22 protein-coding genes are annotated in these 22,839 nt (G+C 71.8%); 10 read left to right on the top strand and 12 right to left on the bottom strand.

Annotation, left to right across the window (positions count from 1 at the left end):
- The first annotated feature begins 24 nt into the window (after window positions 1-24).
- A complete protein-coding gene (locus WMF44_RS06640) occupies window positions 25-1,539 on the top strand; it encodes a hypothetical protein (protein WP_437298275.1) in 1,515 nt (504 codons plus the stop codon).
- 1 nt (window position 1,540) lies between these two features.
- On the top strand, window positions 1,541-2,026 hold the full coding sequence (locus WMF44_RS06635) for a hypothetical protein (protein ID WP_437298274.1): 486 nt from the start codon (window positions 1,541-1,543) through the stop codon (window positions 2,024-2,026).
- A gap of 10 nt (window positions 2,027-2,036) precedes the next feature.
- Here the strand turns inward: WMF44_RS06635 and WMF44_RS06630 are convergent, their stop codons facing one another.
- From WMF44_RS06630 to WMF44_RS06615, 4 genes are all read right to left on the bottom strand, one after another.
- Window positions 2,037-3,104: a hypothetical protein gene (locus tag WMF44_RS06630; protein WP_437298273.1), complete on the bottom strand. Its 1,068-nt coding sequence runs from the start codon at window positions 3,102-3,104 to the stop codon at window positions 2,037-2,039.
- Window positions 3,105-3,369: 265 nt separating this feature from the next.
- Entirely contained in the window at window positions 3,370-4,683 is a 1,314-nt protein-coding gene (locus tag WMF44_RS06625) for a multicopper oxidase family protein (protein ID WP_437298272.1), read from the bottom strand.
- A 184-nt stretch (window positions 4,684-4,867) separates the two neighbouring features.
- Window positions 4,868-6,454: an alkaline phosphatase D family protein gene (locus WMF44_RS06620; protein WP_437298271.1), complete on the bottom strand. Its 1,587-nt coding sequence runs from the start codon at window positions 6,452-6,454 to the stop codon at window positions 4,868-4,870.
- A 179-nt stretch (window positions 6,455-6,633) separates the two neighbouring features.
- Window positions 6,634-7,137: a response regulator gene (locus tag WMF44_RS06615; protein ID WP_437298270.1), complete on the bottom strand. Its 504-nt coding sequence runs from the start codon at window positions 7,135-7,137 to the stop codon at window positions 6,634-6,636.
- 192 nt (window positions 7,138-7,329) lie between these two features.
- Here WMF44_RS06615 and WMF44_RS06610 point away from each other — a divergent pair, with 192 nt between their 5' ends.
- The 3 genes from WMF44_RS06610 to WMF44_RS06600 all read left to right on the top strand — a co-directional run bounded on the left by WMF44_RS06610 (window position 7,330) and on the right by WMF44_RS06600 (window position 12,026).
- A complete protein-coding gene (locus WMF44_RS06610; RefSeq protein WP_437298269.1) occupies window positions 7,330-7,944 on the top strand; it encodes an NAD(P)H-dependent oxidoreductase in 615 nt (204 codons plus the stop codon).
- Between the two features lie 258 nt (window positions 7,945-8,202).
- Window positions 8,203-10,245 carry an ABC transporter ATP-binding protein gene (locus WMF44_RS06605; RefSeq protein WP_437298268.1) on the top strand — a complete coding sequence of 681 codons (2,043 nt, stop codon included), beginning with the start codon at window positions 8,203-8,205 and terminating at the stop codon, window positions 10,243-10,245.
- A 107-nt stretch (window positions 10,246-10,352) separates the two neighbouring features.
- Window positions 10,353-12,026 (top strand): glycerol-3-phosphate dehydrogenase/oxidase, encoded by a 1,674-nt coding sequence (locus WMF44_RS06600; RefSeq protein WP_437298267.1) that lies wholly within the window; start codon window positions 10,353-10,355, stop codon window positions 12,024-12,026.
- A gap of 77 nt (window positions 12,027-12,103) precedes the next feature.
- On the opposite strand, the gene WMF44_RS06595 is transcribed toward WMF44_RS06600, so the two are convergent.
- The 4 genes from WMF44_RS06595 to WMF44_RS06580 form a co-directional block, all read right to left on the bottom strand.
- Complete coding sequence (locus tag WMF44_RS06595) at window positions 12,104-12,484, bottom strand: response regulator (RefSeq protein ID WP_437298266.1); 381 nt, start codon at window positions 12,482-12,484, stop codon at window positions 12,104-12,106.
- 229 nt (window positions 12,485-12,713) lie between these two features.
- Window positions 12,714-14,336 (bottom strand): hybrid sensor histidine kinase/response regulator, encoded by a 1,623-nt coding sequence (locus WMF44_RS06590; protein WP_437298265.1) that lies wholly within the window; start codon window positions 14,334-14,336, stop codon window positions 12,714-12,716.
- A gap of 144 nt (window positions 14,337-14,480) precedes the next feature.
- Window positions 14,481-15,155 carry a hypothetical protein gene (locus WMF44_RS06585; RefSeq protein ID WP_437298264.1) on the bottom strand — a complete coding sequence of 225 codons (675 nt, stop codon included), beginning with the start codon at window positions 15,153-15,155 and terminating at the stop codon, window positions 14,481-14,483.
- Window positions 15,152-16,336 (bottom strand): hypothetical protein, encoded by a 1,185-nt coding sequence (locus WMF44_RS06580; protein ID WP_437298263.1) that lies wholly within the window; start codon window positions 16,334-16,336, stop codon window positions 15,152-15,154. The genes WMF44_RS06585 and WMF44_RS06580 overlap by 4 nt, the downstream gene beginning before the upstream one ends.
- A gap of 285 nt (window positions 16,337-16,621) precedes the next feature.
- Between WMF44_RS06580 and WMF44_RS06575 the strand changes: the two genes are divergently transcribed.
- The 5 genes from WMF44_RS06575 (at window position 16,622) to WMF44_RS06555 (ending at window position 20,951) form a co-directional block, all read left to right on the top strand.
- Window positions 16,622-16,939: a putative quinol monooxygenase gene (locus WMF44_RS06575; protein ID WP_437298262.1), complete on the top strand. Its 318-nt coding sequence runs from the start codon at window positions 16,622-16,624 to the stop codon at window positions 16,937-16,939.
- A gap of 1 nt (window position 16,940) precedes the next feature.
- Window positions 16,941-18,119: an iron-containing alcohol dehydrogenase gene (locus tag WMF44_RS06570; RefSeq protein WP_437298261.1), complete on the top strand. Its 1,179-nt coding sequence runs from the start codon at window positions 16,941-16,943 to the stop codon at window positions 18,117-18,119.
- A gap of 27 nt (window positions 18,120-18,146) precedes the next feature.
- Complete coding sequence (locus WMF44_RS06565; RefSeq protein ID WP_437298260.1) at window positions 18,147-18,347, top strand: hypothetical protein; 201 nt, start codon at window positions 18,147-18,149, stop codon at window positions 18,345-18,347.
- A 43-nt stretch (window positions 18,348-18,390) separates the two neighbouring features.
- Window positions 18,391-19,533: a class I SAM-dependent methyltransferase gene (locus tag WMF44_RS06560; protein ID WP_437298259.1), complete on the top strand. Its 1,143-nt coding sequence runs from the start codon at window positions 18,391-18,393 to the stop codon at window positions 19,531-19,533.
- Between the two features lie 251 nt (window positions 19,534-19,784).
- Window positions 19,785-20,951: an acyl-CoA dehydrogenase gene (locus WMF44_RS06555; RefSeq protein ID WP_437298258.1), complete on the top strand. Its 1,167-nt coding sequence runs from the start codon at window positions 19,785-19,787 to the stop codon at window positions 20,949-20,951.
- Between the two features lie 40 nt (window positions 20,952-20,991).
- On the opposite strand, the gene WMF44_RS06550 is transcribed toward WMF44_RS06555, so the two are convergent.
- The 4 genes from WMF44_RS06550 to WMF44_RS06535 all read right to left on the bottom strand — a co-directional run bounded on the left by WMF44_RS06550 (window position 20,992) and on the right by WMF44_RS06535 (window position 22,816).
- Window positions 20,992-21,285: a type II toxin-antitoxin system RelE/ParE family toxin gene (locus WMF44_RS06550; protein WP_437298257.1), complete on the bottom strand. Its 294-nt coding sequence runs from the start codon at window positions 21,283-21,285 to the stop codon at window positions 20,992-20,994.
- On the bottom strand, window positions 21,282-21,503 hold the full coding sequence (locus WMF44_RS06545; RefSeq protein WP_437298256.1) for an addiction module protein: 222 nt from the start codon (window positions 21,501-21,503) through the stop codon (window positions 21,282-21,284). The genes WMF44_RS06550 and WMF44_RS06545 overlap by 4 nt, the downstream gene beginning before the upstream one ends.
- 58 nt (window positions 21,504-21,561) lie before the next feature.
- Window positions 21,562-22,041, bottom strand: a complete 480-nt coding sequence (locus WMF44_RS06540; RefSeq protein WP_012233797.1) for a DUF2383 domain-containing protein — start codon at window positions 22,039-22,041, stop codon at window positions 21,562-21,564.
- Between the two features lie 268 nt (window positions 22,042-22,309).
- The gene (locus WMF44_RS06535) at window positions 22,310-22,816 is read right to left on the bottom strand and encodes a hypothetical protein (protein ID WP_437298255.1); all 507 of its coding nucleotides are present in this window, start codon (window positions 22,814-22,816) and stop codon (window positions 22,310-22,312) included.
- Window positions 22,817-22,839 lie beyond the last annotated feature (23 nt).

The raw sequence follows: 22,839 nt of genomic DNA, 5'->3' as shown, positions 1-22,839 counted from the left end.
ACGCGATCCATCGAGCTCCGCGGCGTGCCCGTTCACCTTGCCTTCGCCGTCTCCTCCGCGCTGTTGCTCGGGTCGTCGTACGCGGCGGCACAAGCAGCTCCGACGCCTGCGGAGGCCACGGGTCCGGCGGCCCCCTCCGGACAGGCTCCGGCACCGGACGGCTCGGGCGCCGTCCAACCTCCGGAGCCAGCGCCTCCGGCTCAACCTGCCGCGAGCGCAGAGCCGGGCGCAGCAAACACACCTTCGCCGGCGGCCAGCGCGGCTTCGAGCGCCGCGGCGCCTCGACCCCAGGCAGGGGCTACCGGCCCGGTCGACGCGGGCGCTGCGCCGGGAGCCGGCGGAGAATCGCTCGCTCAAGCGCTGGCCGGCGAGGAAGTCGCCGAGGAGCTCACCTCCGAAGAGACCAAGCTCAGCGTCTACGGCTTCGCTGATTTCACCTTCGCCACGCTGCTCAGCGACGAGAAGACCTCCGGGGCCTTGACCGGAGTGGGCCCGAACCCGACGTTCTACGTCGGCAACCTCAACGTCTACCTCGACTCGAACCTGGGCAAGAAGTTCCGCTCCTTGATCGAGCTCCGCTTCACTTACCTGCCGGACGGGGCGATCGTGACCGACCCGGCGACGTTCCAGAGCGCCCGTATCAGCGCCGCCTTTCCAGACTACACCGACTTCAATCGGCCGAAGAAGGTGGGCGGGGTGGTCATCGAGCGCGCGTGGCTCGAATACGCCGCCCATCCGCTCTTCAACGTCCGGCTCGGACAGTGGCTTACCCCGTACGGGATCTGGAACGTGGACCACGGGACACCCGTCATCCTGAGCGTCACGCGACCCTATATCGTCGGCTCCGAGTGGCTGCCCCAGCGACAAACCGGCATCGAGGCGCATGGAAGTCATGGCATCGGTGACACGCAGATAGGGTACCACCTTACGCTGTCCAATGGCCGTGGCCCGGTCGACAGCTACATGGACCTGGACAACAACAAGGCGGTCGGCTGGCGCCTCTGGCTACGGCAAGACACTCCGTTCGGCAACGTCGCCGTCGGCACATCGGGCTACAAGGGCCGCTACACCGACGCCGCGCAGGTCACGACGCTGGAGGACGGCGCGTTCGCTACCAGCTTCCCGGTCACCGCGAGGTACGACGAGCTCGGCCTGGCCGCAGATCTCAAGTACACCTGGGGCGGCTTCCTGTTCCAGTCCGAGTACATCATGCATGATGTACGCTACGACGACGACCACCGGCCTGCCGGCCTTACGCCAGGGACATGGACCCCTGACAACCGTGGCTGGGGCTTCTACTTTCAGACGGGTTATCGATTGCCCTGGTACGGCATCATGCCCTGGTTCGGCTTCGAATACGACCGCACGGGCAAATCCAGCTTCGTGTACGAGGCGTGCGATATCGTCGGGGGCTTGAACATACGCCCCACGGAGAACGTCGTGCTGAAGGTCGTGGGCGTGCATGTATGGATGCCCTACCTGAAAGAGAAGAGCATCGATTTGGATCAGTTCATCACGCAGGCCGCGTGGAGTTTCTAGCATGATCGCTCGAAGAACCCTCTTGACGTCGTGCGCGTTGGTGTTCGCGGCGGTGGTCACGGCAGCGCCGGAGGAGACGTACGGCGCGGGAGACCTGGGACCTCTGGCGATCGTCGTCTCGAAGAGCTTCCCCGCGGAGGGGATCTCGTTCGGAGATCTGAAGCGCGCGTACATGGGCAGCCAGGTCATGGTGAACGGGAAGCTGCTGGTGCCCGTCACCTATCCCAGGGCCGCTCCGGAGCGCATCGCCTTCGACGAGGCGGTCCTTGGCATGTCACCCGAGGAGGTGGGTCTCTACTGGATCGATCGCAAGATTCGTGGCCAATCCGGTCCGCCGAAGAGCGTGCCGAACGCGGCTACGGTCGTCTGGATCGTGGGCAGGGTGGACGGGGCGATCGGGTTCGTTCGCGCGTCCGCGGCGGGGAATGACGTCAAGGTGCTTCGCGTCGACGGCAAGCTGCCGCGCGATCCGGGGTATCGTCTCTAGCGCGGAGATTTCATCCCGCCTCGCCGGCACCGCTCTCGGCCTCGCCGATGCGCCCCGCCTCCTCGGGCGGCTCTTCCCACGGCCGCGTGATCTGCGCGGGCCGCACCAGCGGCACCCACGGCCTCGGCCCCGCCGCCGCCATGCGCCCCTCCTCGGCCGCGATCTCCATCAGGCTCTCGCGGCTGATGCTCACCAGCTCGAGGCGCACCGCCTCCGGCATCGATCCCACCCGCGCCGGCTCCGGCATCTCCACCCCGACCGCCGCCACGGCCCCCTCCCCCGGCGACGCCGCGCCGGCCCGGATCTCGGGCGCCGACGGCCACGCCCCGCCGAGCTCTCGCCCGATGGCGTCGAGGCTCTCGCGCCCGAGCGTCGCCTCGCCGATACGGATGTCCGGCAGCGACCCGGCCGGCCGCGCCGGCGCCCCGGGCGACGCCGGCGCCTCGCGCAGCGCCACCGGGCGCGCCAGCGACCGCGGCGGCCCCCCGTTGGCGAGGAGGGCCAGCCCCGCGACCGCGCTCCGCTTGCGGGCCGGCGGCGACGGCGGCGGCGGGCGCCTCGAGGCCGGGGCCGGCGCCTCGCACACGACCGCGGCCCCGCAGATGGCCGGCGGCACCTCGCGCACCTCACCGACCGGCCGGCGCGCCGAGGCAGGCACCGCCTCCCCCCGCGGCCGCGACCGGGTGCGCCGCGGCGCGCCCCGGACCGGCTGCGGCGCCGCCGGGGTCCCCTCGTCGATGGCACGCAGGCCGCGCTCGATCGCAGACGCCACGTCCCGCCGGTCCGCCCACGTGGGCATCACCACGCAGAGGATCGCCTCGGCGGCCACGCCGAAGTACACGTCGACGGGCGCCGCGCCCCCGTACGGCACCAGATCCTCGCGCCGCAGCTCGACGCACCCGAGCCGCCCTCGCTCCCCGAGGCTCTGCGCCGCCTCGACGATCTGGCCGCGGCCCTCCCTGGGCATGTCGCGCGGCACGCGCTTGGTGATGACCCGCCCCCGCCGGGTGATCACGAACGCGAAGTCCGCCCCCGCAGCCACGTAGGTTCGGTCCGAGATCGCATCGAGATCTACCACGCTCCCATCCTACCCGATCCAGGGCGTCCCCGTCTCGGGATCATGCCTTTCCGCGCCTCGCATCGCCCTCCCCTCGCATCCCCCTCCCGCCGCGGCGGAGGTGATGGGTTGTGCGAGATACCGACAGAGCCCCTGTTTTTCTACAGCGCTGTTATCAACCCAGCCGCGCGCCGCTCGCCCCCCGCGTCCCGCTCCGCGCGCTTCGCCGCCTTCCCCCGCCGCCGCGTCTCGCCGCGTCTCGCCGCGCTCAACGCGCGCAACGCGCTCACCGTACGACTTGCAGCATCCCCATCATGCCCGCGTCGGCGTGATCGAGGATGTGGCAGTGGAACATCCACATGCCAGGCCGGTTGTCGTAACGCACCGCGAAGCGCGCCGCCCCGTCGACAGGCACGTTCACCGTGTCCTTCCACGCGAGCGGCCTCACCGGCTGGCCATCGGCGCCGAGCACCTGGAAGAAGAAGCCGTGCAGGTGGAACGGGTGATCGAACTCCATCGTGTTCTCGACGGTCCACACCGCGGTCTCGCCCACCGCCGCCACGAGCGGCTCCGCCTCCCAGGAGGGCACGCCGTTGATGCCCATCACGAGGTCGCCCGGGCCCTCCTCCCGCGTCAGCTGCAGATCGACGCGCCTCGCCGCCGCCGTGTCGAGCGCCTCGATGCCCCGCGCGATCGCGGGGAGCGGTTCGTCCTCGGCCAGGGGCTCGTCCGCGAGGCGCAGCCGGAACGCCTCGACCTCGGGCCTCCCGAAGGTCGTGCCGTAGCCGCGATCGTAGGGCACCCAGCGCACCGAGAGCGTCGCGCCCGGCGCCCCGCGCGGCGTCACGAGCACGTCGGCGCGCTCTCCGGGGGTGAGCAGGATCCTGTCCTCCTCGACCGGGTGCTCCAGGAGCCCGCCGTCGCCGCCGATGCGGGTGAAGCGGTGATCCGTGATCAGGAGCTGGTAATAGCGGGACTTGGCCGCGTTGACGATGCGCCACCGCTGCCTGAGCCCGGCGCGCGCCCCGATCACCGGGTTGACGCGCCCGTTGACGAGCAGGAGGTCGCCCTCGCGCCCGAACAGCGTGCCGAGGTTGCCGCCCGCCTCCGGGTCCTCGAGCAAGCCGCCCTCGCGCACGCTGATGTCGCTGAGCACGAGCACGAGCTCGTCGCCGAGCGCCGCGGGCTCGTCCGGATCCTCGACCAGCAGCGGGCCGTAGAGGCCGTTGCCCGCCTGCACCGCGGAGTCGACGTGCGGGTGGTACCAGTAGAGCCCCGCGTCCGGCACCACGAAGTCGTACGTGAAGCCGCCGCCCGGCGGCGTCTCGGGCTGGCTGTGCCCGGGCGCGCCATCCATCGCCGCCTGCAAACGCACGCCGTGCCAGTGGACCGTCGTGGGCGCCGGCAGCTCGTTGCGGAAGTGCACGATCACGCGATCTCCCACCCGGGCGCGCAGCAGCGGGCCGGGGAGCCCGCCGTTGTAGGTCCACGTCGGCGTCTTCGTGCCGGCCACGATCTCCACGTCCTCGACGCGCGCCGTCAGATCGACCTCGAGCACCCCCGGCCTCGCGTCGAGATCGCGCGCCGGTCGCAGCGCCACCGCGCCGTCCCACCCCTCGGGCTGCGACGGACGCTCGCCCGCACACCCGATCGCGGCAACAGCAAGCCAGAAGCTCGCGAAAGGACCAGCAGAACGCCCGCTAAGCATATCGCAGGGACGGATCGTACCACCAGCCGGCGGAGGATCCCCGTGGTTTCGCGGGCTTCGCGGGCCCGCCGCGATGTCAGCTCACGCGCGGCGCGGCCTCCGGCGGGTCGTCGATGGCGGGCGCCGCCGCTTCCTCCCGGACCAGGTGGCTCTCGCCGCGGCGCGCGGCGAACGCCGCGGCGAACACCTCGTCGACCTCCGGGCGCTCGGGCGCATCGTACAGGAACCACGCGCCCTGCACGCGCTCCGGCGTCACGTCGAGCACCGCATACCCGCGGCGCCACAGGTCGGCGTACTTGACGTGCGGGTTCGCGAGGAACAGCGGCTCGGCCGCCCGGGCCTGCTCCTCGGTGAGCCACGGGGAGGTGATCCCCGGCACCGCGATCTCGACCGCCAGCGCGCCCCGGCCCGTCGCGGCGTCGTAGCGCGCCGGATCGAGCGGCGCCGGCGCGAGATCGATCGCCCACGACGCGTGGGTGTCGCCGCTGAGCACGACGACGTCGCGCACGCGCTCCTCGTCGAGGAGCTCGAAGAAGCGCTGGCGCGCCGCCGGATACCCGTCCCACGCGTCCGTGTTCAGGTCCTGCGGGAGCTGGCCCATCAGCACCTGTTGACCGATGACCTTCCATGCCGCCGTCGAGCCCGCGAGCTCCGCGCGCAGCCACGCCTCCTGATCGCGCCCGAGCATCGTGCGCGCCGGCGCCTCGATCGCCGCGCGGTCGCCCGGGTCGGCCTGCCGGTCGCGCCCCCAGGAGCGCGTGTCGAGCAGGAAGAGGTCGACGAGATCGCCGTAGCGCAGCGCGCGCCAGATCCGGCCGGCGCCGCGCAGCTCCTCGCCGCGCTCGCGGATCGGCATCCACTCCGCGTAGGCGCGCTGCGCGACCGCCCTGCGCTCCTCCCACGACCCCTCGGCAGGCCACGCGTGGTTCCCCGCGCCGCCCTTCCATGTGTTGTTCGCCAGCTCATGGTCGTCCCAGACCGTGATGAACGGGTGCTGCTGGTGCGCCGCCTGGAGGTCCCTGTCGCGCCGGTACTGAGCATAACGCGCGCGGTAGTCGGCGAGCGTCACGATCTCGTGCGCTGGCTCGTAATGCCGCGCACTCCCGTACTGGCCGGCGCCGAATTCGTAGATGTAATCGCCGAGGTGGATCACCGCGTCGAGGTCGAGGCGCGCGGCGATGTGCCGGTACCCGTGGAACAGCCCGTGCGCATAGCTCGCGCACGACGCGACGGCGAAGCGCAGCCGCCCGGCGCGGCCGCGCGGCGCCGTCCTCGTGCGCCCGACGGGCGACGATCCGCCGAGGGCGATGAACCGGTAATAATAGGTCTTCCCCGGGTCGAGCCCGCCGGCGTCGACCTTGACCGTGTGATCGCGCTCCTCGTCCGTCAGGAGCGCCCCCGAGCCCACGATCCGCGTGAAGCCGGCGTCGAGCGCGATCTGCCATGTCACCGCCACCGCGCCCGCCTTCCCCGCCGTCACGCGCGTCCAGAGGATGACGGCATCGGGCAGCGGATCCCCGCTCGCCACGCCGTGCTGGAATACCGCCTTCGACAGCTCGCTGGCCGGCGACGGAGCGTCCCCCGACGCCGGCAAAGGCGCGTCGCCGTCCGGCGCGGCGCCCCAGCCGCCCGACAATCCGGGGAGCGCAGCGAGGCTGAACATAGACACGCTGCAAAGGATGCTTCGCCGGGCCATCGACATGTTCTCTCCCCTCGTCGACCGCGTGCGGTGAGCTGCGTATGACGCACGCACCGCCGCCCCGGCAAGCGGAAACAAGCGCTGTAACGCGTCCGTCGCGCCGCGCTCTCGGCGATGTTTGTTTCGGGCGTCCCGGCGCCGACTCAGGTGTTGCGGCCGACCACGTCGAGCAACGCGACGAGATCGACAGGCTTCTTCAGGATGTCGACCGATCCGAGCTCCGTGGCCCGCGGCGCCGCCCCCGCCGTCAGCACGACCACGGGGACGTCGGCGATCGCGGGCGTGCGCAGCTGCTCCGCGCGGAACGCGTATCCGTCCATCCCCGGCATCATCAGATCGAGCACGATGAGCGCCGGCGTCGGCCCCTCGCGGAGCCTGACCAGCGCGTCCGCGCCGTCCCCGGCCGTCATCACGTCGTATCCCTCATCGCGCAGGACGGTCACGAGCGCATCGCAGACGCCTGGATCGTCCTCGATGATGAAGATCGTCCTCCGTCGAGAGGGGCCCTGCTCGGCGAGCCTCCGCCCCATCGCGCCCGGAGGGCGCGGCGGCGTGGCCGGCCGATCGCCCCGCTCCGCGCCGCCCCCCCTTCCGGGGGCGCGCGGGACATCGACGCCGCCGCCCCTGCCCATTCCGCTCCGGACCATCAAAGGACCCATAAGGCGCGGGGCCGCGACGCGCAATTTGAATCGCGCCGCGCGCCCTGCGCCATGCGTCATCCACGGCTGCAGGGCCTGCCAGCGGGCCCCGCTCATGCCGTTCTCGACGACGCCGTGACGGGCGCGCGGCGAGCTCATCGGACACGGCATGGAGCGCTCCGGCCATGGGAGCACGGCGGTATGAGGGCTGCATGCGCGCTCGGCATGAACGTGGCCGTGATCTTCTATTCTCGCTATGGCGGCACGGCCGCGCTTGCGGCCGCCGTCGCGCAGGGCGCCAGGCAGGCCGGAGCGACCGTGCGGCTCCGGCGCGTCGCCGATCTGACGGCGATCGAGGACCGGTGGAGCGCGGCGAATGAGCGGCTCCGCGCCGCGCGGGAACACCTCGCCTCCGTCCCGCTGGCGCGGCAAGACGACCTCTTCTGGGCGGACGGCATCGCCATCGGCTCGCCTGCGCGCTATGGCGCGATGTGCGCGGAGATCCGGCGCTTCCTCGACGGGTCGAGGCAGCCCTCGGGAGATCTCGCCGGCAAGGTAGCCTCGGTGTTCTGCTCGCCGTCCGCTGTAGAGGGAGCGCAGCGCGCGACGCTCCAGGCGACGCTCGCCTCCCTCGCCGGCCATGGAGTCCTCGTCCGGGCCCCCGCACGCGCGGAGATGGATCCGACGAGCAGGGCCGCGCAGCGCGGCGGCCCGCCTCAGGCGAGCGCGGATCACGCGCCGGCGGAGCTCGACCTCGCGCCGGCGCGCGCCCTCGGCCGCGGGCTCGCGCGGCTCGAGAGCAGGACTCGCGGGTAGGCGCGGAGAGCCGGCCGCGCCGTCGGCCTGTGCCGTTGGCCGCGCCGGCGTCATTGGCCCTGGAGTCCCGGACAACCGCGCAGCAAATCAGCGAGCGCCGACCTCTTCTCCGGTACTCACGTAGAGCGCGTCCGCGTCGGGCTGTTACACCAGCGGCGATACCTCGCTACCGGTCGTAACCGATGGATCGTCAGGCGGGGCCCGAGATGGGCCGCCCACGACCACCTCAGCCGTAGACAGGAGAGAGCTCAGCGAACCATGAGCGCACCGGCTCACCGCAAGCACTATCATCCTTCGCCTCGGCGCGAAGGCAGGGTCAGGTTTTCGAGGCACTCCCCGCGGACGACCGCGCAGCTGGCGGCCGCGCGCGCCGCGCCCAGCCAGCCGGCCGGCACCGAGCGGGTCCGCTTCTTCCTCCGGGTGGGCGCCTATTTCAAGGGCGAGTGGGCGCGCCTCGGGGCGCTCGCCGTGCTGGTCTGCGCCTCGATCACGATCAGCCTGCTCCAGGTGTGGCCGGTCGCCGTGATCGTGGATCTCATCTCGACAGGCCCGCGCGCGGGGGACTTCGTCCACCGCCTCCTGCTCGCGCCGCTCCCGGACAGCCTGCTCGGCCGCGTCCTCGGGCTCGCGGCGATCACGCTCGTCCTCCGCGTGGCGCAGGAGTTCGTGGGCATGGGCCGCGCCTTGCTCACGTTCCGCATCGGCTATGGCGGGCTCACGCGCGTGCGGCGCGACGTGTACCGGAAGCTCCAGGCGCTCCACATGGGCTATCACCGGGCGCAGCCGCAGGGGGACGCGCTCTACCGGCTCAACCAGGACGCCTCCGGGTTCCACGGCATCCTCAACGTGGCGGTCGCGGTGATGGGGAGCGCGCTGACGCTCGCCGTGATGATCTGCATCATGGCCTCGCGCAGCCTGGAGCTCACGCTGCTCGCGCTCGCGGTCGTCCCGCCGCTCCTCCTCACGAACGCCAGGTTCGGGCGCGTGCTGCACAAGAAGTGCACCGAGGCGAAGGAGGTCGAGAGCGAGTTCGCGACGTCCGTCCAGCGCTCGATGGCGTCGATCGGCCTCGTCCAGGCGTTCGGCCGCGAGGCGGACGAGGAGGCGCGCTTCCACACGACGCTGCGCAACAGCGTGAAGGCGTGGCTCCGGCTCCACCACGACGAGCTCCGCCACACGCTCGCCATGGGCTCGATCCTCGGGCTCGGCGGCGCGCTGGTGCTCGGCTACGGCGGCTACCTCATCGTCCAGGCCCGGGCGAGCGGGAGCGAGGCCGGCATGACGCTCGGCGCGCTGACGGCGTTCCTCGGGTACCTGGGCATGCTCTACGACCCGCTCTGCAAGCTGACCGGCGCCGGCGCCGCGGTGCAGGGCGGCGTCGCGGGCGCGCAGCGCGTCTTCGAGGTGCTGGACCGCGACCAGGCGGTCGTCGACGGGCACGACGCGGCCCCCCTCCCGCCCCAGCCGCGCGCGCTCTCGCTCGATGGCGTCGGGTTCGAGTACCGCCCGGGCCACCCGGTGCTGCGCGGGCTCGACGCGACGATCCGGCCGGGCGAGATGGTCGCGTTCGTGGGCTCGGTCGGCGCCGGCAAGACGACGCTGCTCGGCCTGCTGCCGCGCTTCCACAACCCGACCTGCGGCGCGCTGCGGCTCGACGGCATCGACACGCGCGCGGTCCGCGTGGCCGACCTGCGCCGGCACATCGCGCTCGTCCTCCAGGACAGCATCCTCCTGCCGGCGACGATCGCGGAGAACATCGCCTACGGCCGCCCCTCCGCGACCGACCAGGAGATCCGGAGGGCGGCCGAGATGGCGGGGGCGGCCGGCTTCATCGAGGCGCTGCCGGACGGCTACCTGACGGCGATCGCCGACGGCGGGCTCAACCTGTCGACCGGCCAGCGGCAGCGCATCGCGATCGCGCGCGCGCTGCTGACGGACGCGCCCATCCTGGTGATCGACGAGCCGACCGACGGGCTCGACGCCGAGCACGAGCGGACCATCGGCGAGGCGCTGCGGGCCCTGAAGGGGAAGCGGACGATCGTCCTGATGAGCCACCGCCTGAGCACGGTCGTCGACTGCGACCAGATCTTCGTGATGGAGCGCGGCCGCATCGTCGAGCACGGCGGGCACGGAGAGCTCCTGCGGCGGGGCGGCGTCTACACCAAGATGGCGCGCTGGCAGCACCTCCACACCGGCCACGCCGCCGCGGCGAAGAGCAGCCCGCGCCGCGTCCAGCCGGCGCCGTCGTCCGACGCGTACCGCGCCGAGGAGGGCAGCTGGGCCGATGGGCTGATGGGCTGAGCGAGACGCTGGCGAGACGTCGGGCGCCGTCCGCCGCCACGAGGCGGCGGGGACGTGATAAAGCAGATGGGGCGCGCGCCGGCCGCGCCTTCGCCGGATCGCCATCGATGCTGCGGGCCACGAACATCGACAGCTTGAGCCGGGACACATTCGACGTCCTCGTCCTCGGCGCCGGGATCAACGGCGCCGTCGCGGCCGCGGCCCTCGCCGCGCGGGGGGCGAAGGTCGCGCTGATCGATCGGGGCGACTTCGCCGGATTCACCAGCCAGGAGTCGTCGAACCTCGCCTGGGGCGGCATCAAGTACATGGAGAGCTTCGAGTTTCCGCTCGTGCGGAAGCTCTGCACGTCGAGGAACCTCCTCCTCAGGAGCTACCCGTCGTCGGTGCAGGAGATCCGGTTCTACGCCGCGCACGAGCGGGGCTTCCGCCACGGGCTCTTCAAGCTCTTCCTCGGCACCTGGCTCTACTGGATCATCGGCAGCTTCTTCACGCGCATCCCCCGCCTGCTCTCCCGCCGCACGATCGCGCGGGAGGAGCCGATCATCAACCTGGACGGCTGCGACGGAGGATTCGAGTACTCCGACGCGTACCTCGTCGACAACGACGCGCGGTTCGTCTGGGGCTTCGTGCGCGCGGCGCTCGATCACGGCGCGCGGGCGGCCAACTACGTCGAGTCGCTCGGCGCGCGGCGCGAGGGGGGCGCGTGGGTCACGCGCGCCCGCGACGTCCTGTCGGGCAGGGAGCTCGCCGTCCGGTCGCGCGTGCTCGTCAACGCCTGCGGGCCGTTCGTGGACGCGCACAACGAGCTGACGGGCCAGCGGACGAGGCACCGCCACATCTTCTCGAAGGGCATCCACCTCATCGTGGATCGGCTCACCGCGAGCCGGCGGGTGCTCACGTTCTTCGCGGACGACGGCCGGCTGTTCTTCGTGATCCCGATGGGCTCGAGGACGTGCATCGGCACGACCGACACCCGCGTCGAGAGCCCGCGCGCGGCGGTGACGCCCGAGGATCGGCGCTTCGTGCTCTCCAACATCAACAAGCGCCTCAACCTGCCCCGCCCGCTGACCGAGGCCGACGTCATCGCCGAGCGCTGCGGGGTGCGCCCCCTGGCCGTCGAGGGCGGCGGGGAGGGCGAGGACTGGCTGCAGCTCTCGCGCAAGCACGCCCTCGAGGTGGACGGGGCGCAGGCCCACGTGAGCATCTTCGGCGGCAAGCTCACCGATTGCATCAACGTGGGCGACGAGGTCTGCGCCGCCGTGCAGCGGCTCGGCGTCGCGCTGCCCCGCCCTGCGCAGCGCTGGTATGGCGAGCCGGGCGAGGCGCTTCGTAAAGAGTTCTTCCACAAGGCGCGCGCCCTCGATCTCGACGCGCTGACGCCGCCGCGCGCCTCGGAGACGCTCAGCACGCGGCTATGGCGCCGCTATGGCGCGCAGGCGCTCGGGCTGCTCGAGGACATCCAGCGCGATCCGAGGATGGCCGATCCGCTGTTCGAAGGGGCGGACGACCTGCGCTGCGAGGTCGCCCACGCCGCGAAGCACGAGATGATCGCGAAGCTCGATGATTTCCTGCGGCGGCGCACGAAGATCTCGCTCTTGCTCCGCCGCGAGGCGCTCGCGAGGTCGCCCGGCCTCCGCGAGGCGTGCGAGCTCCTCTTCGGCGACGAGGCCGACAGGCGGCTTGCGGAGTACTTCCACGAGCACGGCGCCGGCCGCCTCGCGGAGGGGACGGCGCCCGCCGCGGGCGCTGCCGATCAGGCAGCGCCGCGCCCCGGAGCCTGATCAGGGCGCCCGGGCCGCGTGAGCGCCGCCCTGGCGCGCGATCTCGCTCGATAGGCGCGCGCGCCCCGCCCGGCTCATCACGCCGGCGCGCCGCAGATGCGGTGGACCAGCTCGAGCAGCGGCTCGATCTGGAGCGGCTTCTTCAGCAGGCCCGCGACGCGCAGCCGCGACGCCTCCTGCTCGACCCGCACGTCGGCGGACACGATCACCACCGGGATCGACGCCAGCGCCGGGTCGCGCTGGAGCTCGGCGCGGAGCTGCCACCCATCCATGACCGGCATCATCAGATCGAGCAGGATCAGCGCGGGCGGCGCGTCCCGCCGCAGCAGCGCGAGCGCCTCGGCGCCGTCCGCGGCCTCCTCGACGTCGTACCCCTCGAACACGAGGAGCTGCGTCAGAATGCTCCTGATATCCAGATCGTCCTCGACGACCAGGATGCGGCCCGTTTTCTCGATCATGACCGAACCTCACGACCGGACTGCGCCGCGCGGCGCGCTTCCTCTGCCGCCCCGCCGAGCAGCCCAGCTGCGGCCCTGACCGATCGAGTGTTCATGGGGCCGGTGACGCAACTTGAGCGAACGCCGCGGCCCTGGCAAGCGGTCGGTCCCGCGGAGCGGCGCCGCGGCGCGCCGGAGCACGGACGGCGCGCGGCCCGTCGAAGCCCGTCCGCCAAGGACGGCGGAGCGCCTACTGAGCGGCCTCCTCGGGAAGCTCATCGGAGGCCCCGCCCGAGGCGGCGTCGCGCTGCTCGCCTGCCCCCGCGCGATGGTCATGGACAGGCAAGAGCACGCGGAAACACGCCCCCTTGCCGACCTCGCTCTCGACGCCGATCTCGCCCCGGAAGCTCGTCACGATGCCGTGGCAGATCGCGAGCCCGAGCCCCGTCCCTTCCCCGATGGGCTTCGTCGTGAAGAACGGGTCGAAGATGCGGCTCCGCAGATCCGGCGCGATCCCTGGCCCGGTGTCGCACACCTCGATGCACACGCGGCCGGGCGGCGCGGGGGCGGTGGAGATCCGGATCTCGTTCTCCGACACCTTCCCCTCCGGCAGCGCCTGGGCGGCGTTCACGAGCAGGTTCAGGATCACCTGGCCGAGCTGCGCCTCGTTCGCGTGGACGGCCGGCACCGGGCGGAGCTCCAGGACGAGCCGCGCCTTGCTCTGGATCTGCTGCTGCGCCATCCGCAGCACCAGCTGGATCACCGGGTCGACGTCGACCGGGCCGAGCTCGCCGCCGTCGGCCCGCGAGAACGTCTTCAGGCCGCCCACGATGTGCCGTACCCGCGAGCCGCCCTCCGCGGCCTCGTCGAGCGCCGAGAGGAGCGCGTCGAGGCGCGCGCCGGCCCCCTTCGCGCGGAGCTCCTTGCGCGCGAAATCGACGTTCGCGACCATGTACGCGAGGGGGTTGTTGATCTCGTGCGCCACCCCGGCCGCGAGCGTGCCGAGCGAGGCCATGCGATCGGCGAGCTGGAGCCGCGTCTCCATCTGCCGGCGCTCCGTGACGTCGGACACGGCCCCGAGCATCCGGTACGCCCTGCCGGTCGCGTCGCGCAGCACGATGCCCCGGTCGTGGACGTCGGCGTAGCTGCCGTCCGCGAGCAGGCACCGGTACCAGAGCTCGAACGTGCCCTCGCCCCCCTCCATCGCGCGCCGCAGCCCGTTCATCACGCGATCGCGATCCTCGGGGTGGACCCGCTCGAACCACCACACCGCGTCCTCCTCGATGTCGGCGCCGCCCGTGCCATAGAAGCTCCGCATGCGCTCGCTGCCGGTGACGCGCCCGGACGAGAGATCCCAGTCCCAGAAGGCGTCGCTCGTGGCGCGCACGACGAGCCGCATGCGCTCCTCGCTCGTCCGGAGCGCGTCCTCCGCGGCCTTGATCACCTCCGCGGACGCGTCGCCGAAGGAGCGCGCGGCGCGCTCGAGCAACGCGCGCTCCGCGGGCGCCCGGTCGGCCACGCGCGCCGACGGCCGCCGCGCCCACCACACCGCCGCGTCGAGCTGGATGGCGATCGACGGCTCGAGCGCCGCCGCCACGACCGTCGCGCCCGCCTCGAGCAGCGCCGCTGTCGCGCCCGCGCTCCCGGTGACGGCGACGACGGCCACGCGATCGCCCCCGGGCGCCGCGCGCAGCCGCCGGCAGAGCGCGAGCGTTTCCTCGAGCGGCCCCTCGGCCGCCAGCACGGCCACGTCGAACGGCTGAGTCGCCAGGAGATCCAGCCCGGCCTCGACGTCCCGCGCCGGGACCGCGACATGGCCGCGCGCCGCGGCGAGCGCCTGCGCAGCGCCCGAGGGGCCGCCTGGGAAGATCAAGATCCTGGGTGCCTGTGGTCCCGCCACGCGCGCAACATCCCGCGCGCGGCGCGCAGACGCAATACCGGCGCAGCGGTGATCCTCGTTCTCGTACGTCCCCGCACGTCCCCGCGCTTTCCCGCGCGCTCCGCGCCTACCCCCGCCTCACCCGACCCCGGCCCTCCGGTCGTCGAACCATTGCCACGCGTTCGCGAACCCCACGCGCTGGGATGATTTCTTGTAGCAGAGGAAGTAGAGCCTTCCGCCCTGAACACCGCACTCCGTGCGGTCTTTCCAGCAGGTGAGGAGATCCGGGTCCACGGCCGGATTGCTCGAAAACACCGTCCCTTCCTCGAGCTCCTGTGTCCCGGCGTCCGGGCAGGCCGCCGGGCCGGTGGTCACCGGAATGCCCACCGCGCTCGACTCCACGCCGGTGTTGAAGAGCGCCTCCGCCACCCGGCGCACGGCGGCGGCGCGGTCTGGACCGCAGAGAGAGAGGATATCGAGGCTCGCGCGATCGACCTGGACGAGAATGAAGTTGCGCCCCTCGATGACGGTGAGCCCGAGCCCGCCCGCGGCGTACTCGTGGCGGAGCAGGTCGGGCGTATCGTCCGTGGCGGCATGGAACGCGTGGCGCGCCTTCACGGCCTCGCCGTGCGGGTTGAGCTCGTCCCGGAAGATGGAGTCGCACCAGTGGAACGACTCCGCGCGCGCCTGGGCCGGCACGTCGTCGAACCGCTCGACGGGCGTGAAGCCATCCAGCGAGACGCGCGCCACGGCCGCGAGCCACCCCGCGATCTTCGCGTCGACGTCCTGCTTGTGAAATGCGTCCGCGCTCATCCCCAGCCTCCGTTTCTGTAGGTCGCCACGATCTGCTCCACGCGGTACCCGTCGTCCGGCGCCGAGCTGAACCAGATGAGCCCCCAGAAGACGCCCAGGATCGGCTCCACGGAATCGAACACGCCGGCGCCCCCCGCGTAATACCTGGTCACGCCGCCGTGGGAGAACTCGAGGCACGCCTCGTACCGGTTGAGCCCCGGGCTGAGCGTCCCGTCGGGGAGGCGCGTATGGGACGCCGGATAGGTCCTCCCCACCTCCACCGGCCCGTCGACGAGCGCGGCGCGCCACACGCGGCCGCCCTCGACCTTCGTGACGTCGAGCCCCGCCCACGGGTTCTGCTCGACATCGGCCGACAGCGTCCTGCGCCCGCCGCCCACGTTGGGGTCGCCCCAGACCACGATCATGCGCGTCCGCCCCGGGATCCCGAGCTGGCGCAGCATGCCGCGGAGGAGGCGGACGATCGCCTGGCACTCCCCGCTCTCCTCGACGTGATCGGTCATCGGCCAGGCGCCGCCCTCGTCGTTCATGTACGTCGGGTGACGGTACTTCCGGGGCACCCTCGGGCTCGGCAGGAGCGTGTACGTCGGGAACCTGGCCATGACCCCCTCCACGATCTCGTGGGGATTGAGGGTTTCCATCGGCGCGATCCAGGAAACCGCCCTGTCCATCCGCTTCAAGGTCACCCCGTCTTCCTGCCAGACATCCTGTCTGTCGGTCTGGGGCCTGCCCATCGTGACATAGACGACGTTCGAGGTCCGGGCGGGCGACACCGTAGCTCCCGCCCCTGCAGACCAGCTCAGGGCGAGGTTGAACTTCTGGATCTTCCTCCCGATCTTCCGCGAGGAGAAGAGATCGAGCGGCGCGGCGACGGCCCCGCCGCCGCGCCGCTCGAGGGCGATGCCCCCCGGCCCCACGGCGCGGATCTCGGCCGCCGCCGCGCTGTACGCGTCGCGCTGCGCGAGCTGGAGCCGGACGACGATGTGCCGCCCCATCGAGATCGAGAGGGGGACGGCGCCCCCCGATGTCCACTCCGGCCGTGGGCACGGGGCCCCCTCGTTCCTCCAGCCGCTCTCCCCCTTGCAGTCCTTCAGGAGACCGTGATCGGACCTGAACTCGATGGAATGCAGCGCGATGGACCGCGCCGCATCGGGCTGCGGGCTCTCCGGGGTCGGATCCGCCATATCGACCTTCCTCGCTCGCGGCGCTCATGCACTCGACGCTTGCCGAGCCGCACGCCGGGTCACGACGATCGTAGTGCGCGAGCCGGCCGGGCCAAGTCGGGAGTCCACGCAGGGAGCGACGGCGCTCTGCCGGCCGCCCCGCCACCCGCGCGCCCGCCCTGCCCCCCGCCGCCGCGCCCCGCCCGGAGGCAGCGCGCTCGGCCGAGCCCGCGCGCGCTCTCCCGGAAGGCCGGCCGCGGCGCGAGCCGGGTTCCTGCGGCGGCGCGCCCGAGCTAGATTGCGCGCATGTCCAACAGCCTGTTCGTCGTGCATGTGCATGTACGTGTCAGACCCGAGCTCGTCGACGCCTTCCGGAGCGCGACGATCGAGAACGCACGCGAGAGCGTCAAGGAGCCGGGGATCGCCCGGTTCGACGTCGTCCAGGACACCGAGGATCCCGCGCGGTTCGTGCTCGTCGAGGTCTACAGGACCAAGGAAGCGCCGGCCGCACACAAGGAAACGGCGCATTACCAGCGGTGGCGGGACACCGTCGCGGAGATGATGGCCGAGCCGCGGACCAGCCGGAAATACGTCAATGTCTTCCCTGACGACGCGGGGTATTGACATGACGCCTCCCGGCCATGAGCCCGCCTTCGAGTTCGCCACCGCGACGCGCATCGCCTTCGGCGCGGGCAAGGTCGCCGAGGTCCCCGCGGCCGTGCGCGGCCTCGGCGGGACGCGGGCGCTCGTCGTCACCGGGCAGGATCCCGGCCGCGCCACGCCGCTCCTCGCCGCGCTCGCCGCGGCGGGCGTCGCCGCGGTGCGCTTCGCCGTCGCGGGCGAGCCCACGGTGGACATCGCCCGCGAGGGGACGTCGCGGGCCGCGGCCGAGCGGTGCGACGTCGTCGTGGCGCTCGGCGGCGGCAGCGCGATCGACGCCGGCAAGGCGATCGCCGCGCTCGTCGCGAACGGCGGCGACCCGCTCGATTACCTGGAGGTCATCGGCAAGGGGGGAGCGCTCTCCAGGCCGTCCGTGCCGTTCGTGGCGATCCCCACGACCGCGGGCACCGGCGCGGAGGTGACGCGCAACGCGGTGCTCGCGTCGCGGGAGGCCGGCGTGAAGGCGAGCCTGCGCAGCCCGCACATGCTGCCGCGCCTCGCGGTGGTCGACCCCGACCTGCTCGCGGGCGCCCCGCCCGGGGTGCTCGCGTCGAGCGGGCTCGACGCGCTCTCGCAGCTCATCGAGCCGTTCCTGTCGAGCCGCAGCAACCCGCTCACCGACGGCCTCGCGCGCGAGGGCATCCGCCGCTCGGCGCGCTCGCTGCGCCGCGCGGTCCTGGAGGGCGCCGACGCGCCGGCCCGGGACGACCTCGCGATCGCCAGCCTGCTCGGCGGCCTCTGCCTCGCGAACGCCGGCCTCGGGGCCGTCCACGGCTTCGCGGGGCCCGCGGGCGGCATGTACGACGCGCCGCACGGCGCGGTGTGCGCGGCGCTCTTACCCGCCGTCCTGGAGGTCAACCTGCGGGCGCTGCGCGCGCGCGACCCGGCGCACCGCGCGCTGCCGCGCTTCGACGAGCTGGCCGCGCTCGTCACGGGGCGCGCCGGAGCCAGCGCCGAGGAAGGGATCGCCTGGGTCCGCGAGCTCTGCCGTGACCTCGCGATCCCGGGGCTCCGGCGCTACGGCATGGCTGAGGCGGACCTCCCGGCGCTGGTCGCGAAGGCCAGGGCGGCGAGCAGCATGAAGGCGAACCCGCTGCCGCTCACCGACGAGGAGCTGTTCGACATCGCGGCGGCGTCCTTGTGATCGCGGCGCTGGTGGTATCATCACGGGGTGGCAAGCCCGTACCGCACGAGACCGCCCACTCCGCCGCGGGTCCGGTCGATCGACCAGCGGCGGCGGATCAGCGTGGCGAGCCTCGTGTTCGGCATGCTCTGCGGCGTGACGGGGATCTCGCTCGCCGACGAGGGTCGGGCAGAGTGCGCGCTGCTGTTCACGGGCGTCTGCGGCTTCGTCTTGCTCCTCCAGCGCTAGGGTGCACCCTAGCCTTGACCCCACCCCCGACGACCGGAGCTCGATGAAGAACGATCCCGCCCCGAATCCCACCCTCGACGCCATGCTCGCCGCCCAGCGCATCGCGTTTGCGCCCGTCATGTTCCAGGTGGCGCGGGTGATGCGAAACCGCGGCGTCCTCAAAGCGCTCCAGCGCGCTGGCAAGGGCGGCAGGACACCGGCGGAGGTGGCCCAGGACACCGGCCTCTCCGCCTATGCCGCCAAGACCTTGCTGGAGGCGAGCCTGAGCTTCGGCCTGGTGGAGCGCGCAGGCGGCGCAAACGTCGCGAGCGGCGCAAACGCCCATGCAGAGCCGCGAGAGCGTGGCGAGCGCTACACGATCACGCGGGTCGGGCTCATCGTCGAGAATGACAGGATGACCCGCATCAACATGGATTTCATCCATGACGTCTGTTACGAGGGCATGCGCTTTCTCGACGAGGCCATCGAGGACGGCAGGCCGGCTGGCCTGAAGGTCTTTGGCGAGTGGCCGACGGTCTATGAGGCGCTCCCGGCGCTCCCGCCGAAGGTGAGGGAGAGCTGGTTTGCGTTCGATCACCTCTACTCCGACTCCGCGTTCCCCGAGGCGCTGCCCGTCGTGTTCGAGCGGAGGCCGAGGACGCTCCTCGACATCGGCGGCAACACGGGGCGGTGGGCGATCCAGTGCTGCACGCACGACCCCGACGTGCGCGTCACGCTGCTCGACCTGCCGGGCCAGCTCGAGGACGCGCGCGTCAACGTCGAACAGCACGGCCTGCTCGGCCGGATCATGGGCACCCCCATCGATTTCCTGGATCACGGCCAGGCGTTCCCGAAGGGCTTCGACGCCATCTGGATGAGCCAGTTCCTCGTGTGCTTCTCCGAGGCGGACATCCTGCAGATCCTCCGGCGGGCCGCGTCGGCCATGGGGGACGAGACGGTGCTCTGGATCCTCGACACGTTCTGGGATCGGCAGGCGAACGAGGTGGCGGTCCACTGTCTTCACGGCTCTTCCCTGTATTTCACGTGCCTGGCGAACGGGAACAGCCGCATGTACAGCGCCGCCGATATCCGGCGTTGCATCGACGAGGCGGGCCTCGTCGTCGAGGCGGAGATCGACCACCTCGGCCTCGCCCACACGCTGCTCCGGTGCCGCCGGCGCGACGCGCCCGCGGGCAAGCGCGCGTGAGCGTCCAGGTGAAGCAACGCGCGTGGCAGCCTGGACGATCCCGACCCCGGAGCGCGCGGCGACACAACGGATGAGGCGGCTCGGAGCGGCGCGCCCCGTCCGCCGCCGGCGCGGCGTGGCCTGCGTTGCGCCGCGGCGATGACCGGGCGGGGCGCGCTCGAACGGCTTTCGCTCGTGGCCCTCGCGTAGCATAGTGGGGCGACGCCGCCATGGCGCCGCGCCGCGCCATGGGCCCACAAGGAGAAACCGTCGTGTCCCACCCCCCGCTCACCCAGCTCTCCGACGAGGAGCGCCTCTTCCGCGACTCGGTGCTTGATTTCGCCCGGAAGCGCGTCGCGCCGCGCGCGGCGGCGATGGACGAAGAGGGCGCGCTCGACCACGATCTGCTCCCTCCGCTGTTCGAGCTCGGCCTCATGGGGATCGAGATCCCGGAGGCGTACGGGGGCTCGGGCGCGGGCTTCTTCAGCGCGATCCTCGCGATCGAGGCGCTCGCCGTGGTCGACCCGAGCGTGAGCGTGCTCGTCGACGTGCAGAACACCCTGGTGGCCAATGCGTTCCTCCGCTGGGGCACCGAGGCGCAGAAGGAGAGATACCTCCCGCGGCTCTCCCGCGACTGGGTCGGCTCGTATGCGCTGAGCGAGGCGGGCTCCGGCTCGGACGCGTTCGCCCTCGCGGCCCGCGCCGAGCGCCGGGGCGACCGCTGGATCCTGAACGGCCGCAAGCTCTGGATCACGAACGCGAACGAGAGCTCGGTGTTCCTTGTGTTCGCCAACGTCGATCCGACGAAGGGCTACAAGGGCATCACGGCCTTCGTGGTCGAGCGATCCTTCCCCGGCTTCTCGGTGGGCAAGAAGGAGAACAAGCTCGGGATCCGCGCCTCCAGCACGTGCGAGCTCGTCCTCGAGGACTGCGAGGTGCCGGAGGGCAACGTGATCGGCGAGGTCGGCAAGGGCTACAAGATCGCCATCGAGACGCTGAACGAGGGCCGTATCGGCATCGGCGCGCAGATGCTCGGCCTGGCCGCGGGGGCGTTCGACCACGCGATGCGCTACATCGGCGAGCGGAAGCAGTTCGGGCAGCCGATCGCGAGCTTCCAGGGCGTGCAGTTCCAGGTTGCGCGCGTCGCCATGGAGATCGAGGCCGCGCGCCTCCTCGTCTACAACGCCGCGCGGCTCAAGGACGCGGGCCAGCCTTTCGTGAAGGAGGCGGCGATGGCCAAGCTGTTCGCGTCCGAGGTGGCCGAGCGGACGGCGTCGCTCTGTATCGAGTTCATGGGCGGCGTCGGCTTCACCAAGGACTATCCTGTCGAGAAGCTCTACCGCGACGCGAAGATCGGGAAGATCTACGAGGGGACGTCGAACATGCAGCTCTCCACGATCGCGAAGCTGCTCCAGGCGGGGTACGACGCGAAGGGCTGAGCGGGGGAGTTCGCCCCGCGTCCCACGACCGACGTTGCCCTCAGCGCCTCCGCTTCCATGACTCGGGTCTTCGGCGCGTGTGAAAGCACGCGACGAAGACGACGACGTCATCCATCAGACGAAAGAACAGCCCATAGGGGAAGCGCCGGACGAGCGCTCGTCGTGTTTGGCGGTGCAGAACGGCGCAGGCCGTCGGCGCCTCGACGACCGCCTGCATCGCCGCGCGGACCTCCACGAGGAACTCCTCTCCTAGACCGTCGCGCTCTCGCTCGTACCAGGCATATGCCCGCGCGATGTCCGCCGCAGCGGCGGGCCGAACGAGGTACGGCCTCACCGTGACCGAGCGCGCGCTTGGGCGACGACCTCATCCCAGGTGAGCCCGGCTGGCCCCTCGGCCTCGAGCTCATCGAGGCGCCGATCGAGCTCGACCCGCTGGGCGTCGCTGAGAGGCAGCGCGTCAGGGTCTCGCCCGAGGCTCGTCCATAACTCGTCGAGGAGGTCGAGCTGCTCGTCGCGGCTCAGTCGGGTGATGTCCAGCGCAGCCCTGCCCATACGCCCGAAAGTATCGCACGGAGGACCCGCCGGAACAATCCACCGGCGGCTCCGCGCGTCACGGCAGCTGCCGCTTGAGATCCGCGAGCGAGCGGCGCGTCGATACCTGCTGCGGCAAGATCACGTCCCGCACCAGGGCGTGCGACTCGGTGTCGAGCTCCTCGATGTCGTTCCGGTAGTCCTTCAGGCCGTGCTCCTCCCCCTCGGCCAGCGCCGAGAGCGCCGTCTTGTGGCCGAGCGCCAGCGCGGTCCCCTCGACGGCCTTGGCGAACGCGCCCCATGGCCCGGAGCTCGCCGGGGGGTCGCCTCCGAGCTCCTCGATCCGCCGGCGCAGCACCTTCACCCGCGCCTCGTGCGACGCGAGGTTCAGCCGGAGGTGGTGAGCAACCCAGCCCTGGCGCGCCGCGGCGATGGCCTGACGGTAGGTCTCGACCGCGGACATCTCGCCGCGGCAGAACGATTTGAGCTGCTCGATCGAGTCATCGTCGATGAGTCCGTCCAGGCCCACGCTCTCGTCTGCGAATGCGACCGGTTCCATGGGTACTCTCCTGAGATGTCTGGTGAACGCCCGATTCCTCTCTCCTCCTTACCTCCCAAGGTGGGCCACCACGCCATACGTCCACGCAGGAGCCGCGATCGCCAGGGATCGTCGCCGCTGCGGGAAGGCGCGCGCCCCCGTTGCCTCAGGGGTACATGTTCGCCTTGTACTGCATCAGTCTCGGCTGAACCCTTTCATTCCCTTCAAGTCCCGTTCCAATGTCCAGGACTTCACGGTCATGAAGCGAGCTCATCGAGCCGGCGACGGCTCACAGCGCGGCGAACACGCGGGCTCCCTTGCCCGTGCCGCAGAAATCGCCGTTGCCTCCGTCTCGCAGGATCGCGCGCAGCGCCGCGGCGTCCTTCTCGTCGCGCGCGAGGGCGCCGAGGAGCATCGCGCCTTCCTTGAGGCGCCTCTCGATCTCCGGCGCGCTCTGCTCGGGGATCCCGGCGTCGACGAGCACGCTGCTCAGGCTGGCCGTCTCGCTCGCCGAGCTCGCGTCCGCGAGCCTCACCGCGATGGGGCCGGCCACCGCGAGCCGCAGCCCCGGGACCACGAGCCCCGCGCTCGCCGCGGCGAGGACGGAGGTCAGCGCGCTCCCGTGCGAGGCCGCACCGTATGCGCGCGAGCGCAAGATGTGCTGGCGGCGCGTCGCCTCGCTCACGATGGCGCAGACGTCCCATCGCGTGTGCCCGCTGTCCAGGATGCGCCGGACGACGTCTTCGGCCTCCCCACGTGCTCGCACCATCCCGGTGATCAACCTCTGGCTCGCCATGCAGACCTCCTTGGCTGAGGGTT

Origin of the sequence: Sorangium sp. So ce426, assembly GCF_051475585.1 — a bacterium.
Classification (GTDB): Bacteria; Myxococcota_A; Polyangia; order Polyangiales; family Polyangiaceae; genus Sorangium; species Sorangium cellulosum_B.
This window is presented reverse-complemented; position numbering and strand designations above follow the sequence as displayed.